This window comes from Azoarcus sp. L1K30, assembly GCF_018122735.1.
Classification (GTDB): Bacteria; Pseudomonadota; Gammaproteobacteria; order Burkholderiales; family Rhodocyclaceae; genus Parazoarcus.
Window position 1 is genome coordinate 2,725,526 of record NZ_JAGRRD010000001.1, and the last position, 16,057, is coordinate 2,741,582.

Genomic DNA, 16,057 nt, shown 5'->3' on the forward strand with positions numbered 1-16,057 from the left:
CAGATCTTTGAATTCAGCTTGTGAGGGAGAACGTTGTGAAGAACCTTAAGATTGGCGTCCGGCTTGGCATTGCATTCGCGCTTGTCATTTCCTTGCTAGTCCTGATCGCAGTCATGAGCCTGCAACGTATCGGAGCGCTTGCAGACGAAATCGACTTATTGGTTAACGACCGTTATGTCAAGACGGTCTGGGCGAACAACGTCATTGAGCAGGTTAACATCGTCGCGCTCGCGACGCGAAACGCACTGCTCGTGAACAGCGCGTCCGATGCTGAACGAGAGCTCTCGAGGATTCCGCCCGCATCGGCAACCATTACCGAGAACGTCGATCGCCTGAAGAACGGCATCACGACGGACAAGGGCAAGGAAATAATCGGCCTAGTCGGCAGAACGCGCGGCGAGTACGTCACCACACTGCGACAACTCGAGAGTCTGGTCAGGTCCAACGCCAAGACCGAAGCCGTAGCCTTGCTGCTCGGTGATATGCATAAAACGCAGACAAATTATCTGGACTCGATCCACAATCTCATCGAATACCAGAACTCGCTGATGACAGAGGATGGCAGACATGCGATCGAGATCGCCAGCGATTCGCGCCAGCTGATGATCATAATCGCAGCTGGCGCGGTCTTGCTCGCGGCGGCACTGGCGATGCTGATCGCACGTTCCATCACGCATCCGATCGGGCTCGCGGTCTCGGCCGCCAAGAAAATGGCCGTCGGAGACTTCAGTTTCGAGCTCCAGTCCGATGCGAAGGACGAGGTGGGTGAAGTCCTGCGTGCAGTCGCAAGCGTTCAGACCAGCGTAAAGACCATGGTCGACGATGCATCGATGCTGTCGGCTGCGGCGGTGGCAGGCAAACTGTCGACGCGCGCTGATGCCGACAAGCATCCGGGTGACTTCCGCAAGATCGTCGGCGGCGTGAACCAGACGCTCGACGCCGTCATCGGCCCGCTCAACGTCACTGCGAAGTATGTCGATGAAATCTCCAGAGGCATCATCCCGCCGACCATTACCGAGAAATACAACGGCGACTTCGACCTCATCAAGACCAACCTGAACAACATGGTCAAGATGATGAGCGATCTCCTCGCGCAGACGGACATCATCATCAAGGCTGCCGACGAGGGCGAACTCCAGAAGCGTGCAAATGCAGCACTATTCGTCGGCGGCTGGAACCAGCTGGTCAGCGGTATCAACCAGACGCTGGAGAACGTGGTCGGTCCGATCAACGACGTCCGCCGCGTCATGGCCGCAATGGAACAGGGCGACATGACCCAGACCATCACCGCCGGCTATCGTGGCGACTTCGACGCGCTCAAGCATGCGATCAACAACACCATTGCACGCCTGTCCGAAACCATCACCCAGATCAATACGGCAGCTGACGCGCTCAACAACGCAGCGGCTCAGGTATCGGCTACGGCGCAGTCGCTGAGCCAGTCTTCGTCCGAACAGGCCGCCAGTGTCGAGGAGTCCTCGGCATCGATCGAGCAGATGACTGCATCGATCAACCAGAACTCCGAGAACGCCAAGGTCACCGACGGCATGGCCACAAAATCTTCCACCGAAGCGGTGGAAGGTGGCGAAGCGGTCAAGAACACTGTGGCCGCGATGAAGGATATCGCCGGCAAGATCGGAATCATTGACGACATCGCCTACCAGACCAATCTGCTCGCCCTCAACGCTGCCATCGAGGCAGCGCGGGCCGGGGAGCATGGTAAAGGCTTTGCAGTGGTGGCGGCCGAGGTGCGCAAGCTGGCAGAGCGCAGTCAGGTTGCTGCACAGGAAATCGGTCAGCTTGCCGGTAATTCGGTCAATCTCGCGGAACGTGCCGGCAGTCTGCTTGACGAGATGGTACCGTCGATCCGCAAGACTTCGGACTTGGTACAGGAGATTGCCTCTGCCAGCCAAGAGCAGAGTGCGGGCGTGGTGCAGATCAACACTGCAATGGGTCAGCTCAACAAAGCGACCCAGCAGAACGCATCGGCCTCCGAAGAACTTGCCGCCACAGCCGAAGAACTCGGTGGTCAGGCCGGACAGCTTCAGGAGATCATGAGCTTCTTCAATGTCGGCAACAGTTCTTCTGGCCGCTCAAGCCCGGTTTCGCGCAAACCCGCCCAGCGCACCGCACAATCGGCCTCGTCTGCGCCTTCGGCCGCCGCCCGGGCCAATCGCGGCAAATCGGTCAGCTTCTCCGAAGCCGATTTTGAGAAGTTCTGAAGCGGACGACAGCGCAGGAGCGAAAGCAATGAATCAGGTCGTGGCCAACGGTACGCGCCAGGTGAGTACCAGCAAGGGAGCAGATGACAGTCCCACCCAGTACCTCACCTTCAGCCTCGGGGGCGAGGTTTTCGCCCTCGGAATCCTCAACGTCAAGGAAATCATCGAGTTCGGCAATGTAACCGAAATACCGATGATGCCGGTCTTCATTCGCGGCGTCATCAACCTGCGGGGAGCCGTAGTTCCGGTCATCGATCTCTCCGCGCGTTTTGGCGGAAACGCATCAGCAGTTTCCCGGCGCACATGCATCGTCATCGTCGAGATTGATTCGGAAGATGGCAAACAGGACCTCGGCGTGATTGTCGATGCGGTCAATGAAGTCCTGGAAATCCCGCGCGCTGAAATTGAGCCGCCTCCGAGCTTTGGCGCAAAGATTCGGGCTGACTTCATTCAAGGGATGGGCAAAGTCGACGGCCGTTTCGTGATCATCCTCAATGTCGAACGGGTACTGTCAACCGCAGAAATAGCAATGTTGGCGCGTATGGGCGGCGACGACGGCAACACCGCCACAGAATAAACAGCCCCCGGGCGCCGTCGGCAGGTGGAACGGGCGCCGCTCGGAATGGGCTTCGGGAGACATCATGCGTGATACCGGCTTTGGATGGCAGTCCATCCGTTTGCGTCTATTTTTCGTGTTTGCCCTTGTCGTCCTGGGCGCAGGCTATTACGCAACATCCGACCTGCTCCGGCAAATGCGCGCCGGAGCAGAGTTCAGGCGACTGGCAGTCCTTGGCGAGCTTTCCATCGCCTCCAGCGCTGTAGTGCACGAGCTACAAAAGGAGCGTGGGCTCTCTGCAGGTTACATTGCGTCCAAGGGGGCCCGCTTCCGCTCCGAACTCGACAGTCAGCGCAAGCAATCGCTTGCCGCCTCAGCCGCCATGGACGAGACACTCTCCGGGGCCGACCTGACCGAATTCGACGCCGACATCCGTTCCAGTGTCGAATCCGCGCGTACCCGGGTTGAGAATCTGTCTTCGATCCGCAACAACATCAGTGCAGGGGCTGCGACGCCTGGACAGTCCTTCACCGCCTACACGTCCGCAATCGACGACCTGCTCGCCATCGTCGAAAAAAGCGCAGCCAGTGCGATCGACGCAGAGATTTCCCGCGAGATCACCGCATACCTGATGTATCTGAATGCCAAGGAGCAGGCGGGCCGGGAGCGCGCCACCCTGAACGGCGTGTTTGCCTCAAACAGTTTCGACCCCTCGACTTTTCGTCGTTTTCTGACGCTGTTGGCGACACAGTCCACCTACTTGCACGCGTTCGCGATCTATGCCGACCCTGAAGCCGGAGCGCGGCACAAGGCATTGATGGAAGCCGCACCGAGCAGAGAGGTCGAACGCATGCGTCAGTTGGCGCTCGACAACGCGCTGGGCGGGGACATCGATGTCGACCCGTCGGTCTGGTTCATGCAGATCACGGCAAAGATCGATGGTATGAAGTCGGTTGAAGACTACCTGGCCGGCCGCATTGCGAACCTGAGCAAACAGATGTCGGATCGCGCCATCTACCAGGTCGCGTTGTCATTCACAACAATGCTTGTCATGACGGCGCTGGCGCTGATCTTCGGATGGGTCGTGCGCAACATGCTACGTACGCTCCATGCTACCGCAGTCAATGCAAAGCGGATCGCAAGCGGCGACCTGGACAATTCCATTACGGTAAGCCGGCGTGACGAACTGGGTGAAATAGACTCCGCACTCAGCGAAGTCCAGCGCAATGTGCATGCCATGATGGACGACGTCGTGACGCTCGGCGACGCGGCCGTCAGCGGGACACTGTCAGCTCGAGCCGACGCCAACCGCCATCAGGGCGGCTATCGCAAGATTGTCGAAGGCGTGAATGCAACGCTGGATGCAGTCGTCGGCCCCTTGAACGTTGCCGCTGATTACGTCGACCGTATCTCACGCGGCGCGATTCCGCCCCACATTACCGACAGCTACAACGGTGACTTCAACTCCATCAAGAACAACCTCAACACTGCGATTGATGCGATCAGCGCGTTGGTGGCGGATGCCGCCATGCTGTCCCGCGCGGCCGTGGACGGGCAACTCGAAACCCGGGCCGACGCCACGCGCCACCAAGGCGATTACCGCAAGATCGTAGACGGCGTCAACAGCACGCTCGATGCGGTAATTGCGCCCATCCACGATGTCAAGGCCGTCATGCTTGCGTTGAGTCAGGGCAACCTCACAAAGCGAATCGATGCCCGCTACGCAGGTGACTTCGAGGTCCTCGAAAATGCGGTTAACGAATCGCTTGAGACGCTTGGCACCATCATCGAACAAGTGCGCTCGGCAGCCGACGCGCTCTCGAACGCTGCAGGCCAGGTCTCTTCGACGGCCCAGAGTCTGTCTCAGTCTTCGTCCGAGCAGGCAGCCAGCGTCGAGGAGTCCTCGGCCTCGATCGAAGAGATCACAGCCTCGATCAATCAGAACTCAGAGAACGCCAAGATCACCAACAGCATGGCCACCCGATCCTCCACCGAAGCAGTGGAAGGCGGCGAGGCGGTGAAAAGTACCGTCACGGCAATGAAGGACATCGCCGGCAAGATTGGCATCATCGACGAAATTGCCTATCAGACCAACCTGCTTGCGCTGAACGCAGCAATCGAGGCTGCTCGCGCCGGAGAGCATGGCAAGGGCTTTGCCGTAGTCGCTGCCGAGGTGCGCAAACTTGCGGAACGGTGCCAGGTTGCGGCGCAGGAGATCGGTCAGTTATCGAGCAAATCCGTCGACCTGGCCGAGCGTGCAGGCAAGTTGTTCGACAGCATGTTGCCCTCCATCCGAAAGACGTCCGATCTTGTACAGGAGATTGCTTCGGCCAGTCAGGAACAGAGCACCGGCGTTGTTCAGATCAACAGCGCGATGGGACAGCTAAACAGGACGACGCAGATGAATGCGTCCGCCTCTGAGGAACTCGCGGCTACCGCCGAAGAACTGGGTGGTCAAGCAGGACAGCTGCAGGAAACCATGGCGTTCTTTACGGTCGAATCCGATAATCGCTGATATGAATAGCACGGCAAGAGCCAGCTCATGAGTTCCTGGCAGACCATGTCGGCACAGGAAATCGAACGCTTGGCGCGCAATATCGCGCCGGGCGGGTGGCTGGTCGAACGCGAGCGGCCGCTTTCCACCCTTCTTGGCTCTTGCGTGGCCGTCTGTCTGTATGATGAAGCTGCGCGCATCGGAGGCATGAATCACTTCATGCTGCCCACCATGCGCCGCAACGGCGCTCAAATGGATGTCGATAACCTCCTGTCAGGCGACTACGCAATGGAGGTATTGCTCAACGCACTCCTCGCCAAGGGAGCTGCGCGCCATCGCATCAAGGCCAAGGCGTTTGGTGCGGGCACGATCCTGACCGGTGCGGCATCATTGGGCATTGGGATCCGCAATGCCGACTTTGCGCGCAAATGGTTGAGCACCGAAGGCATTCCGCTGGTCGCATCAGACTTTCTCGGCCCATGGTCGCGCAAGGTCCTTTTTGTGCCTGAAGTGGGCGACGCCTACTGCCGTCGCATGCCGACATCACTCGCGACCGCTCAGGAAATCGCACGCGAAGAGGCTGCCTATGCCGAATCGCTGCAGCGTCGGCCACCTTCGTCCAACGTAGAGCTATTCTGACTCCCTCGCAAGGCCTCATGGACAGTCCATCAATTACCCAGCAGGAGTTCGCGCTGTTCCAGCGCCTGATATACCGGCTCGCCGGAATCAGCCTTGCGGACAGCAAGAAGATCCTCCTTGTGGGACGCCTTTCCAAGCGGTTGCGTCATTTCGGACTGGACACCTTTGGCGAGTATTACCGGATGCTTGCCAGCGGTGACCACCCGCAGGAAGTGCAGGTGATGGTCGACCTGCTCACGACCAACGAGACCTATTTTTTCCGTGAAGCCGCCCATTTCGATCTGCTTGCAGACATTGCCGCACAGCGCCGCGGCAATACATTCCGGGTCTGGAGCGCGGCATGTTCCTCCGGGGAGGAGCCCTATACCATGGCGATGGTCCTGGCCGAGACACTCGGCCTGAATGCGCCATGGGAAATTCTCGCCACCGACATCAGCCTGACCGTGCTCGAGCGCGCGGAAATCGGCTATTACCCCATGGAACGCGCAACCGGCATTCCACCCGAGTTGCTCAAGAAATACTGCCTGAGGGGCGTTCGCGAACATGCGGGCAATCTGCTCATCCAGCAGAAGCTGAGGGAGCGCGTGCAGTTCCGGCACTTCAATCTCATCGCGCCCGACTCACGCGACCTCGGCCAGTTCGACGTCATGTTCCTGCGCAATGTGATGATCTACTTTGACCAGGACACCAAACGCAAGGTGGTGGCGCACATGCTCCCCCACCTGCGCAAAGACGGCTATTTCGTGGTCGGGCACTCCGAGACGCTGAACGGGCTGAGCGACGATCTTGCGTCCCTGCGCCCGACGATATATTGCCGCCCCGAGTACAAGTCCCTGCGCCAGCTGCCTGCCTGACCGCCCTATCACGCAGCGCACACACAGACGGGAGCATCAGGTGAGGTCAAAAAAGATCAAAGTCCTGATCGTCGACGACTCGGCGGTCGTGCGCCAAGCCATCAGCCAGACGCTGGCGGCAGACCCTGGCATCGAAGTCATCGCCGCAGCCGCCGACCCCCTGTTTGCGATGCGAAAGATGGAGGCGCAGTGGCCCGATGTGATCATCCTCGACATCGAGATGCCCCGTATGGACGGGCTGACCTTCCTCAAGAAGATCATGAGCGAACGCCCGACCCCGGTGGTGATCTGCTCGTCCCTCGCCGAACGTGGTGCGGAAGCGACGATGAATGCCCTGTCCGCCGGCGCCGTGTCCATTATCACCAAGCCCAAGATGGGCGTGAAACAATTCCTCGAAGACAGCGCCAATGACGTCGTCCGGGCGGTCAAGGCAGCCGCGCGCGCCAACATGCGACGCCTCGGGCCGCGTACTGCGGTCAGCACCCCGCTACCGAAGCTGTCGGCAGACGCGGTGATCACCAGCGGGCTTGGCAGCGGCGCGTCGATGGTGCGCACGACCGACTGTGTTGTCGCCATCGGCACCTCCACCGGCGGCACCCAGGCACTTGAATCGGTGTTGACTCGGTTGCCCCCGGTGTGCCCCGGCATCGTCATCGTCCAGCACATGCCGGAGAGGTTTACCGCGATGTTTGCCGAACGCCTCAACAGCCTGTGCGAAATCGATGTGCGGGAGGCACGCCACGGCGACCGTGTCGTGCCCGGGCGAGCCTTGATCGCACCGGGAGGAAAGCACATGTTGCTGGCCCGCAGCGGGGCCCAATACACCGTCGAGGTTATCGATGGGCCGCTGATCAATCGTCATCGGCCGTCTGTCGATGTCCTGTTCCGCTCCTGCGCGAAGTTCGCCGGGCGCAATGCAGTCGGCGTCATCATGACCGGAATGGGTGACGACGGCGCCCGCGGCCTGAAGGAAATGCATGACGCAGGCGCGAGCACGGTAGCAGAAGACGAGTCCAGCTGCGTTGTCTTCGGCATGCCGAAAGAGGCGATCAAGCTCGGCGCAGTCGATACCGTACTGCCACTGGACAGGATTCCCGCAGCCATTCTTCGCGCAGGCAAGTCTTGAAACAGCGAATCGGCACGCACGACACCGATACCGGCGAAAAGGCCGAAAGCAATGCCGAAGGCGATCGCGAGCAATGTGGTCAGCCACCGCCAGAAACTCCCGCGCATTTCCTTCTCCCGCACCCGTTCGTTGCAAACTTGTAGGTGTGGGTTTGACGGTTTATCCCGAGCGGCGTTCCTCGGCTTCGAGCGCTTGAAGCTCATGCAGCAGGCGCCCCGCGATCAAGCCATTGACCAGACCAAAAATCACCGCCGCCGCGGAGAATATCGGCACCAGGTAGAACACACCGTCGTGCGGCACCAGCCACACGCGGGCAACCACCAGCTGCGCGCCGATATGGGCAAACGCGGCAAGGATGCTGTGGCTGACCGGTCCGAACCAGCGCTTTGGCAGGTGCATCGCCAGACCGAGCACGATCAGGCTGGCGAGCGCGCCGGACAGGCTGAGAAAGAACCCCGGTGCCAGGAACTGGCCCAATAGCAGACTGCCCGCCAGCACCCGCAGCAGCGCGACCCAGACCGCCTCGCGCCAGCCCCAGCGCGCCAGCACCACCAGGGTGACGATGTTGGCCAGCCCCGGTTTCACCCCGGGCAACGGCAGCGGGATCACCGCCTCGGCGACCGTCAGCACGATTGCCGCCGCCGCATGGCGCGCGATGCGGCGGTCGGTAACGGTGGGAACGAGTTCAATAGTTGAGCGAGTCATAGTCGCTGCCACGCCCGGTCAGCGTCAGGCTGACTTCGTTCGGCGCACAGATCGCCACCGCGCCGGCGCGGCTCAGCCAGCCCTGGCGCACACAATACTGACGCGGCCCAGGGTCGGACGCCACGCGTGCGCGGCCCGGCTCGACCTCGATCAGCGTGGTGCCCAGCGGGCCGGCCACCTCGATCTTGCGCGCACGCGACAGATCCGCCTCGGCCACCACCTTGCCACCGGCGCGCACGATGATGCCGTCGGGCGCGCCCCCCGACCAGAAACTCAGGGCCGAGTACACGCACAGCGCAAGCCCTGCCGCCACGACCAGCCAGTCGCCCGGTCGCAGCAGCGCCCGCCACCCGGCCTGCACGCGGATCACTTGCCTGCGGCAGCGCGATCGGCTTCGCGGCGGGCCGCCGAACGGTGCCGCACCAGCACCTGCGCACTGTCCTGGAAACGCTTGGCCAGCCACTCGGCGAGGTAGACCGAGCGATGCTGGCCGCCGGTGCAGCCGATCGCCACGGTCAAATAGCTGCGATTGTCACGCAGATAGCTCGGCAGCCAGTTGGCGACGAAGCGCCGGATGTCCTCCGCCATGCGTCCGACCTCGGGGATCTTCTCCAGAAAATCGATCACCGGCTTGTCGCGCCCGGTCAGCGGACGCAGTGTCGGGTCGTAGTGCGGATTGGGCAGACAGCGCACATCGAAGACGAGGTCGGCATCGATCGGGATGCCATACTTGAAACCGAAGGACTGGAACATCAGGGTCATGCCCGACGCGGCATCGACCTCGATGAAATCCTTGATCCATGCGCGCAGCGTATTGGCGTGCATATCGCTGGTATCGATCCGGTGCCCGAGCTCCGCGATTGCGGTCAATGCATCGCGCTCGCGCTCGATGGCCTCGTCGAGCGACACCCCGGAGGCGGCCAGCGGGTGGCGACGACGGGTTTCGGAGAAGCGCGCAATCAGGGTGTCGTCTCGCGCATCGAGAAAGATGAAGCGCAGGTCATCGACCATGTCGCGCAGGATGTCCAGCTGCTTCGGCAATGCCGAGATGCTGCCCCCGGAGCGCACATCCACCGCCACCGCCACCCGCTGGTAGCCGCTGCCACGCAGGGTCGTGACCAGCTGCGGCAAAAGCATGGCCGGCAGATTATCCACGACGAAATAGCTCGCGTCCTCGAGCACGTTGAGCGCAATGCTCTTGCCCGAACCCGAGAGCCCACTGATCAACACGATCTGCATGACTGCCATCTGAAATGAGGTGAATGCACTATAGCGGAAGCAGGCTGCAAAAACTTTAACCTGTACCGCCCGAGCCAGTCAGACACCCATGCCGGCGGAAAGGTCCGGGAACAGGCGGGTGCCCGACTCAGGATGCAACCAGATCCACGCCTTCGCGATGCGCCACCCCGGCGCGTTCGAGCTCCCGCACCAGCCAATCCGCCAGCGCCTCCGCGCCGAGGCCCAGAAAACGCGCATTGGCTTCGCGGTAGAGTGGGGTCTCGGCAAGATAGCGTGGCAAGTCCTCGAGTGCCATGCGGCGCGCATCGAGCAGGGCAAAGGTCACGCAGCCGCGGATGGCGTTGCGCGCCATGCGGGCACCGTCGTCCTCGAACGCGCGCAAGCGGGCAAAAGCGCGTTCGAGCGCGGCGTCGAAATCGGAAAAAGGTGCGCCGTGGCCCGGAATGACCGCGTCGACCGCAAGCCGTCCGATGGCCTCGAGCGCGCGCCGCGCCTCGCCCAGTCCGTCCCCACGCCCCAGCACATCGGCAAACAGGATGCCGAAGCCGTCGCGCCACAACGCATCGCCCGAGATCAGGATGCGACGTTCGGGGTTGTAGTACGCGAGCGCATCCATGTCGTGTCCGGGCACCGCAACTGCCTGCCACGCCAGCTCGCCGGCGATGAAATGCTCGCCGGCATCGAGCAAACCCGTCGCAACGAAGCGCTCGCCCTGCTGTGCCGCGGTGCTGAGCAGCAGCGCGTCCTCATCCCAGTTGGCAACCGCGTCGGCCATGCCGGACGGAATCGTGATCGAACAGCCGAACGTGCGCTGCACGGCCGCGTTGCCGCCAATGTGGTCGGAATGCGAATGCGTGTTGATGAGCCGGGCAAGTGAGCGCCCGTCCAGTCCGGCGCGCACCAGCGCGAGCGTCTGCGCGGCATGGCTGACGTAGCCGGAATCGATCAGCGTGGCCTCATCACCGTCAAACAGCAGAACGTTGTTCGCCGACAGCCAGCCGCGCTCGATGACGCGCACACTGGCTGGGAAATGCAGTGCTGCGCTCAATCGCTGCCCTCGCCCACCCTGGCCGCAACATTGGCCGGCAACGGCACGGGCTCGGCCGGCTTCAGGTCTGCCGGGGGCGGCGGAATGGGCACACCGTTGATTTCGTCGGTGGTGCGCCCGCAACCGATGCAGATGCCCTCGTCCCAATCGATCATGCACACCCCGACACACAGCGCATCGTTGCTCATGCATCTGCTCCGATGGTTTGCGGCAGGGGCGTAAGCCCCAGCAATTCCCGGCGTTCAGCCACTGCGGCGAGGATCTGCCAGCGTTCGGCATCGCTGGCCCGACTCCAGCGCGTGATCTCGTCGATACTGCGCTGGCAGCCATCGCACCAGCCGGTGTCGGGGCTCATGCGGCAAATGTTGATACAGGGCGAAGCAGGGCTCATGAAGGTCTCGATTCGATTTCAGGGGGCCGACTGCGCCCGTTTGGCCAGCACTGCACGGGCAACCCGCGACGCTGGCGAACGGCCGAGTTCGGCGCTGATCCAGGCGGCGATATCGACCACTGCCTCGAAATCGATGCCGGTGTCGATACCCATGCCCTTCAGCAACCAGACCACGTCCTCGGTGGCGACGTTCCCCGACGCACCCGCGGCATAGGGACATCCACCCAGCCCACCGACCGACGCGTCGAACACGGCCACCCCCATCTGCATGGAGGCAACGATGTTGGCGACTGCCATGCCGTAGGTGTCATGGTAGTGCCCCGCAAGCTGCGCCACAGGAACACGCCGGGCGACGGCCTCGAGCATGCGCTGCACCGTAACCGGGTTGCCGCTGCCGATGGTATCGCCGAGCGAGACTTCATAACACCCCATTGAAATCAGGGTTTCTGCGACATCCGCCACCTTTTCCGGCGCGACAGCACCTTCGTAAGGACAGCCGACTACGCAGGACACATAGCCACGCACCTTCACACCCGCAGCCTGCGCTGCCTCGGTCACCGGACGGAAACGCGCCAGCGATTCGGCGATCGAGCAATTGATGTTCTTCTGGCTGAACGATTCGGAGGCGGCACCGAACACCGCCACTTCCTTCGCCCCGGCGGCGAGCGCCGCCTCGAAGCCCTTCAGATTGGGCGTCAGCACCGGATAATCGACGCCGGCCGCGGGCGCGGCCAGCACCCGGCACAGCACCTCGGCATTGTCGCCCATCTGCGGCACCCACTTCGGCGACACGAAGGAGGTGACCTCGATCGATTTCATTCCGGCAGCGCCAAGCCGCCGGATGAGTTCGACCTTGGTGTCGGCGGACACCAGCTGCTTCTCGTTCTGCAGGCCATCACGCGGACCGACGTCGACGATACGGACGCGCTGCGGCAAGGATTTCGACATGGCTTGTGCTCCGATCAAGTGGATTTTGGGCGAATCAGGCCGTTTTCGCTTCGTCCAGCCCCAACTCCGCCTTCATCTGCTGGCGGATCAGGAATTTCTGGATCTTTCCGGTCACCGTCATCGGGAAGCTGTCCACAAAGCGGATGTAACGCGGCACCTTGTAGTGGGCGATCTGCCCGCGACAGAACGCGCGAACCTCGTCCTCGGTGAGCGAAGCTTCCTCGCGCGGGATGATCCAGGCGCACAGCTCCTCGCCGTACTTCTCGTCCGGTACGCCAACGACCTGCACGTCCAGCACCTTGGGGTGGCTGTAGAGAAACTCCTCGATCTCGCGCGGATAGATGTTCTCGCCGCCGCGGATCACCATGTCCTTGATACGGCCGACGATCTTGCAGTAGCCCTCCTCGTCGATGGTGGCGAGGTCGCCAGTATGCATCCAGCCGGCGGAATCGATCGCATCGGCGGTCCTGGCTTCATCCCCCCAGTAACCGAGCATCACCGAATAGCCCCGCGTGCATAGCTCACCGGGCGTGCCACGCGGCACGATACGGCCTTCGTTGTCGACGATCTTGACCTCGCAATGTGGCTGTATGCGTCCCACGGTGGACACACGGCGGTCGAGCGGATCGTCGGTCCCGCTCTGGAAGCTTACCGGCGAGGTCTCGGTCATGCCGTAGGCAATGGTGACCTCGCGCATGTTCATCTTGTCGACCACGCGTTTCATCACTTCTATCGGACACGGGCTGCCCGCCATGATGCCGGTGCGCAGCGCGGAGACATCGAATTCGGCGAAACGCGGATGATCGAGCATCGCGATGAACATCGTCGGCACGCCATAGAGCGCGGTGCACTGTTCGGTGGAGACGGCCTCGAGCACGGCCAGCGGCTCGAAAGCCTCGGCCGGATACACCATGGTCGCGCCGTGGGTGAGGCAACCGAGGTTGCCCATCACCATGCCGAAGCAGTGGTAGAGCGGCACCGGGATGCACAGCCGGTCACCCGCGGTCAGCCGGATCGCCTCGCCAACAAAATAGCCATTGTTGAGGATGTTGTGGTGCGACAGCGTCGCCCCCTTGGGGTGGCCGGTGGTACCGGAGGTGAACTGGATATTGATCGGATCGTCGAACTGGAGCCGCTCGCTCAACAGCGCAAGTGCGGTCAGCTCCTCGCGTGTCGGCGGTTTGAGCAGATCGTCGAAGTTGAGCATGCCCGGGCTGCGTTCGCTGCCCATGCGAATCACGAACTCCAGCGTCGGCAGGCCGTGGCTGCGCAGCAGACCCGGTTCGCAATGCCCGAGCTCGGGCGCCAGTTCCGCCATGATGGCCAGGTAATCGCTGCTCTTGAACGCCGGCGACAGCACCAGCGCACGGCAGCCGACCTTGTTCAGCGCGTACTCCAGTTCCGAGCGCCGATAGGCCGGGTTGATATTGACCAGCACCAGCCCGGCCTTGGCGCTGGCAAACTGCAGCAGCGTCCATTCCAGATTGTTCTGCGACCAGATGCCGATGCGCTCGCCGGGCTGCAGCCCGAGGCGCATCAGGCCGCAGGCGAGCGCATCGACCTTCTGCTTGAGCCCGGCATAGCTCAGGCGAACGCCCTGGTGACACACCACCAGCGCATCGCGCTCGGCATGGCGGGCGCAGGCCTCGTCAAAGAATCGTCCAATGGTCTGCCCGATCAGCGCCTTCTCCGAGGCACCATGTACGTAGCTGGCATTGCTCATTTCGGAACTGTCTCCTCTCACCCGGTAATCTTCACGACGGGCAGCAAGGCCCGTCGTTGTGCACATCAGGCCGCAGCAGCGACTTCGAACTCGACCAGTTCGGCACCGTCGCCGACCTGATCACCCACCGCAAAGCGGAAGGCCTTCACCGTGCCGGCGGCCGGGGCATTGATGGTGTGCTCCATCTTCATCGCCTCGAGGATCAGCAGCGGCGCGCCCTTTTCCACCTTGCTGCCGGCGGCGGCCACCAGCGCGATCACCTTGCCCGGCATCGGCGCCAGCAGACCGCCTTCCGAGCCGCCACCCTCTCCGCTGTGATGCAGCGGATCGACCGCAGCCAGTTGCCAGGCACGGCCCTGAACGAAGACATGACGACGGCCAGCTGCCGCAATGACGGTGGCGTCCATGCGCATGCCGTCGAGCTCGACCCGCAACAATCCGCGCGGATTGAGTTCGCCGCGCGCCACGACGCTGCGACCCTTGTAATCAAGGCGATAGGCGCCGGGAAGGTAGGACACCCTGACACTGTGGTCGGCGTCGCCCTGACGGAACATCAGCACGCGCTGCGCCGTCGCATTCATGCGCCAACCGTCGCGCGCATGCCAGGGCGAGCGCGGATCGGGATCGCGCACCGCGGCCTTGGCCGCACGCTCGGTCTCGCGCAGCAGTTCGGCCAGCGCGGCAACATGGAACACCTCGTCGGGCACTGCTTCACCTTCGGGGAAGAGGTAGGCCTTCTCGCGCTCGATAAGGCCGGTATCCAGATCGGCGGTGGCAAACGCCGGGCAGGCGGTCAGGCGCGACAGGAACTCGATGTTGTTCGACACCCCGACCACACGGTAGTCGGCCAGCGCCTGCAGCATGCGCGCCAGCGCGCGGTCGCGATTGACGTCCCAGACGATGAGCTTGGCAATCATCGGGTCGTAGTGCGGGCTGATCTCGTCGCCCTCTTCGACCCCGGTATCGACCCGCACATGCAGGTTCTCGGCCGGCGGCGCCAGATGCACCAGTTTGCCGGTCGACGGCAGGAAGCCCTTGTCCGGGTCTTCGGCGTAGATGCGCGCTTCCAGAGCATGACCGCGGATCTGCAACTGCTCCTGCGCCAGCGGCAGTTTTTCGCCGGCGGCCACCCGCAACTGCCATTCGACCAGGTCGAGGCCGGTGATCATCTCGGTCACCGGATGCTCGACCTGCAACCGGGTGTTCATTTCCATGAAGTAGAAGCTGCCGTCCTGGTTGGCGATGAACTCGACCGTGCCGGCGCCGACATAGCCCACTGCCTTGGCTGCATCGACCGCAGCCTTGCCCATCGCCGCACGACGCTCGGGTGTCATGCCGGGCGCAGGCGCTTCTTCCAGGACCTTCTGGTGACGACGCTGCACCGAACAGTCGCGCTCGAACAGATACACGCAGTTGCCGTGGCTGTCGCCAAACACCTGGATTTCGATATGGCGCGGCCGGGTGATGTATTTCTCGACCAGCACATGATCGTCGCCGAAGCTGGAGATGGCTTCGCGCTTGCACGAGGCCAGCAGGTCGATGAAGTCTTCCGAACGCTCGACCAGGCGCATGCCCTTGCCGCCGCCACCGGCTGCCGCCTTGATCAGCACCGGATAGCCGATGTCGTTGGCCTGCTGGTGGAGGTGAGCCGGGTCCTGCTCGTCGCCGTGGTAGCCGGGGGTCAGTGGCACGCCGGCTGCGCCCATGATCTTCTTGGCCTCGGACTTCGAGCCCATGGCGTGGATCGCCTCCACCGGCGGGCCGATGAAGACGATGCCGGCCTCGTCGCAAGCGTGGCAAAAGGCCTCGTTCTCGGACAGGAAGCCGTAGCCAGGATGAATGGCCTGGGCGCCGGTCTGCTTTGCCGCGGCGATGATCCTGTCGATCACCAGATAGCTTTCCTTGACGGCCGGCGGGCCGATCAGCACCGCCTCGTCGGCCATGCGTACATGGCGCGCGTTGGCGTCGGCCTCGGAATACACCGCTACGGTCTTGATGCCCATGCGACGCGCGGTCTTGATGACGCGGCAGGCAATTTCGCCTCGATTGGCGATCAGGATCTTGTCGAACATGTTGTCTCCATCCTTATTCTTGCACCTGTAGTGCTGCACA

The 16,057-nt window shown here is 62.5% G+C and carries 15 protein-coding genes; 6 read left to right on the forward strand and 9 right to left on the reverse strand.

Annotated elements, in window-relative coordinates:
* Window positions 1-35 precede the first annotated feature (35 nt).
* The 6 genes from J5J83_RS12595 (at window position 36) to J5J83_RS12620 (ending at window position 7,891) form a co-directional block, all read left to right on the forward strand.
* A complete protein-coding gene (locus J5J83_RS12595) occupies window positions 36-2,222 on the forward strand; it encodes a methyl-accepting chemotaxis protein (protein ID WP_212349613.1) in 2,187 nt (728 codons plus the stop codon).
* A gap of 28 nt (window positions 2,223-2,250) precedes the next feature.
* A complete protein-coding gene (locus tag J5J83_RS12600; protein ID WP_212349615.1) occupies window positions 2,251-2,799 on the forward strand; it encodes a chemotaxis protein CheW in 549 nt (182 codons plus the stop codon).
* Between the two features lie 64 nt (window positions 2,800-2,863).
* Window positions 2,864-5,293: a nitrate- and nitrite sensing domain-containing protein gene (locus J5J83_RS12605; protein ID WP_212349617.1), complete on the forward strand. Its 2,430-nt coding sequence runs from the start codon at window positions 2,864-2,866 to the stop codon at window positions 5,291-5,293.
* 27 nt (window positions 5,294-5,320) lie between these two features.
* Window positions 5,321-5,911 (forward strand): chemotaxis protein CheD, encoded by a 591-nt coding sequence (locus tag J5J83_RS12610; protein WP_212349619.1) that lies wholly within the window; start codon window positions 5,321-5,323, stop codon window positions 5,909-5,911.
* Between the two features lie 17 nt (window positions 5,912-5,928).
* Complete coding sequence (locus J5J83_RS12615) at window positions 5,929-6,765, forward strand: protein-glutamate O-methyltransferase (protein WP_212349621.1); 837 nt, start codon at window positions 5,929-5,931, stop codon at window positions 6,763-6,765.
* 40 nt (window positions 6,766-6,805) lie between these two features.
* On the forward strand, window positions 6,806-7,891 hold the full coding sequence (locus J5J83_RS12620) for a chemotaxis response regulator protein-glutamate methylesterase (protein ID WP_212349623.1): 1,086 nt from the start codon (window positions 6,806-6,808) through the stop codon (window positions 7,889-7,891).
* A 159-nt stretch (window positions 7,892-8,050) separates the two neighbouring features.
* On the opposite strand, the gene J5J83_RS12625 is transcribed toward J5J83_RS12620, so the two are convergent.
* The 9 genes from J5J83_RS12625 to J5J83_RS12665 form a co-directional block, all read right to left on the reverse strand.
* Window positions 8,051-8,596 (reverse strand): Gx transporter family protein, encoded by a 546-nt coding sequence (locus J5J83_RS12625; protein ID WP_249115706.1) that lies wholly within the window; start codon window positions 8,594-8,596, stop codon window positions 8,051-8,053.
* Complete coding sequence (locus J5J83_RS12630; protein WP_212353082.1) at window positions 8,577-8,963, reverse strand: NusG domain II-containing protein; 387 nt, start codon at window positions 8,961-8,963, stop codon at window positions 8,577-8,579. The genes J5J83_RS12625 and J5J83_RS12630 overlap by 20 nt, the downstream gene beginning before the upstream one ends.
* A complete protein-coding gene (rapZ, locus tag J5J83_RS12635; protein ID WP_212353085.1) occupies window positions 8,963-9,835 on the reverse strand; it encodes an RNase adapter RapZ in 873 nt (290 codons plus the stop codon). Before rapZ ends, J5J83_RS12630 begins: the two co-directional genes overlap by 1 nt.
* Window positions 9,836-9,962: 127 nt before the next feature.
* Window positions 9,963-10,883, reverse strand: coding sequence for an MBL fold metallo-hydrolase (locus tag J5J83_RS12640; RefSeq protein ID WP_212349625.1), 921 nt, complete (start codon window positions 10,881-10,883; stop codon window positions 9,963-9,965).
* Window positions 10,880-11,071, reverse strand: a complete 192-nt coding sequence (locus J5J83_RS12645) for a DUF1289 domain-containing protein (protein WP_212349627.1) — start codon at window positions 11,069-11,071, stop codon at window positions 10,880-10,882. The genes J5J83_RS12640 and J5J83_RS12645 overlap by 4 nt, the downstream gene beginning before the upstream one ends.
* On the reverse strand, window positions 11,068-11,274 hold the full coding sequence (locus tag J5J83_RS12650) for a DUF1289 domain-containing protein (protein ID WP_212349629.1): 207 nt from the start codon (window positions 11,272-11,274) through the stop codon (window positions 11,068-11,070). Before J5J83_RS12650 ends, J5J83_RS12645 begins: the two co-directional genes overlap by 4 nt.
* A gap of 18 nt (window positions 11,275-11,292) precedes the next feature.
* Window positions 11,293-12,222, reverse strand: a complete 930-nt coding sequence (locus J5J83_RS12655) for a hydroxymethylglutaryl-CoA lyase (RefSeq protein ID WP_212349631.1) — start codon at window positions 12,220-12,222, stop codon at window positions 11,293-11,295.
* Window positions 12,223-12,256: 34 nt separating this feature from the next.
* Window positions 12,257-13,945, reverse strand: a complete 1,689-nt coding sequence (locus tag J5J83_RS12660) for an AMP-binding protein (RefSeq protein ID WP_212349633.1) — start codon at window positions 13,943-13,945, stop codon at window positions 12,257-12,259.
* Between the two features lie 65 nt (window positions 13,946-14,010).
* Complete coding sequence (locus J5J83_RS12665) at window positions 14,011-16,017, reverse strand: acetyl/propionyl/methylcrotonyl-CoA carboxylase subunit alpha (protein ID WP_212349635.1); 2,007 nt, start codon at window positions 16,015-16,017, stop codon at window positions 14,011-14,013.
* Between the last annotated feature and the right edge of the window lie 40 nt (window positions 16,018-16,057).

Bases quoted from the DNA above. Each gene is read 5' to 3' on its own strand.
- J5J83_RS12650 (WP_212349629.1), bottom strand. From the start codon at position 11,274: ATGAGCCCTGCTTCGCCCTGTATCAACATTTGCCGCATGAGCCCCGAC.
- J5J83_RS12610 (WP_212349619.1), top strand. From the start codon at position 5,321: ATGAGTTCCTGGCAGACCATGTCGGCACAGGAAATCGAACGCTTGGCG.
- J5J83_RS12625 (WP_249115706.1), bottom strand. From the start codon at position 8,596: ATGACTCGCTCAACTATTGAACTCGTTCCCACCGTTACCGACCGCCGC.
- J5J83_RS12600 (WP_212349615.1), top strand. From the start codon at position 2,251: ATGAATCAGGTCGTGGCCAACGGTACGCGCCAGGTGAGTACCAGCAAG.
- J5J83_RS12665 (WP_212349635.1), bottom strand. From the start codon at position 16,017: ATGTTCGACAAGATCCTGATCGCCAATCGAGGCGAAATTGCCTGCCGC.
- J5J83_RS12655 (WP_212349631.1), bottom strand. From the start codon at position 12,222: ATGTCGAAATCCTTGCCGCAGCGCGTCCGTATCGTCGACGTCGGTCCG.
- J5J83_RS12605 (WP_212349617.1), top strand. From the start codon at position 2,864: ATGCGTGATACCGGCTTTGGATGGCAGTCCATCCGTTTGCGTCTATTT.
- J5J83_RS12615 (WP_212349621.1), top strand. From the start codon at position 5,929: ATGGACAGTCCATCAATTACCCAGCAGGAGTTCGCGCTGTTCCAGCGC.
- J5J83_RS12660 (WP_212349633.1), bottom strand. From the start codon at position 13,945: ATGAGCAATGCCAGCTACGTACATGGTGCCTCGGAGAAGGCGCTGATC.
- J5J83_RS12645 (WP_212349627.1), bottom strand. From the start codon at position 11,071: ATGAGCAACGATGCGCTGTGTGTCGGGGTGTGCATGATCGATTGGGAC.
- rapZ (WP_212353085.1), bottom strand. From the start codon at position 9,835: ATGCAGATCGTGTTGATCAGTGGGCTCTCGGGTTCGGGCAAGAGCATT.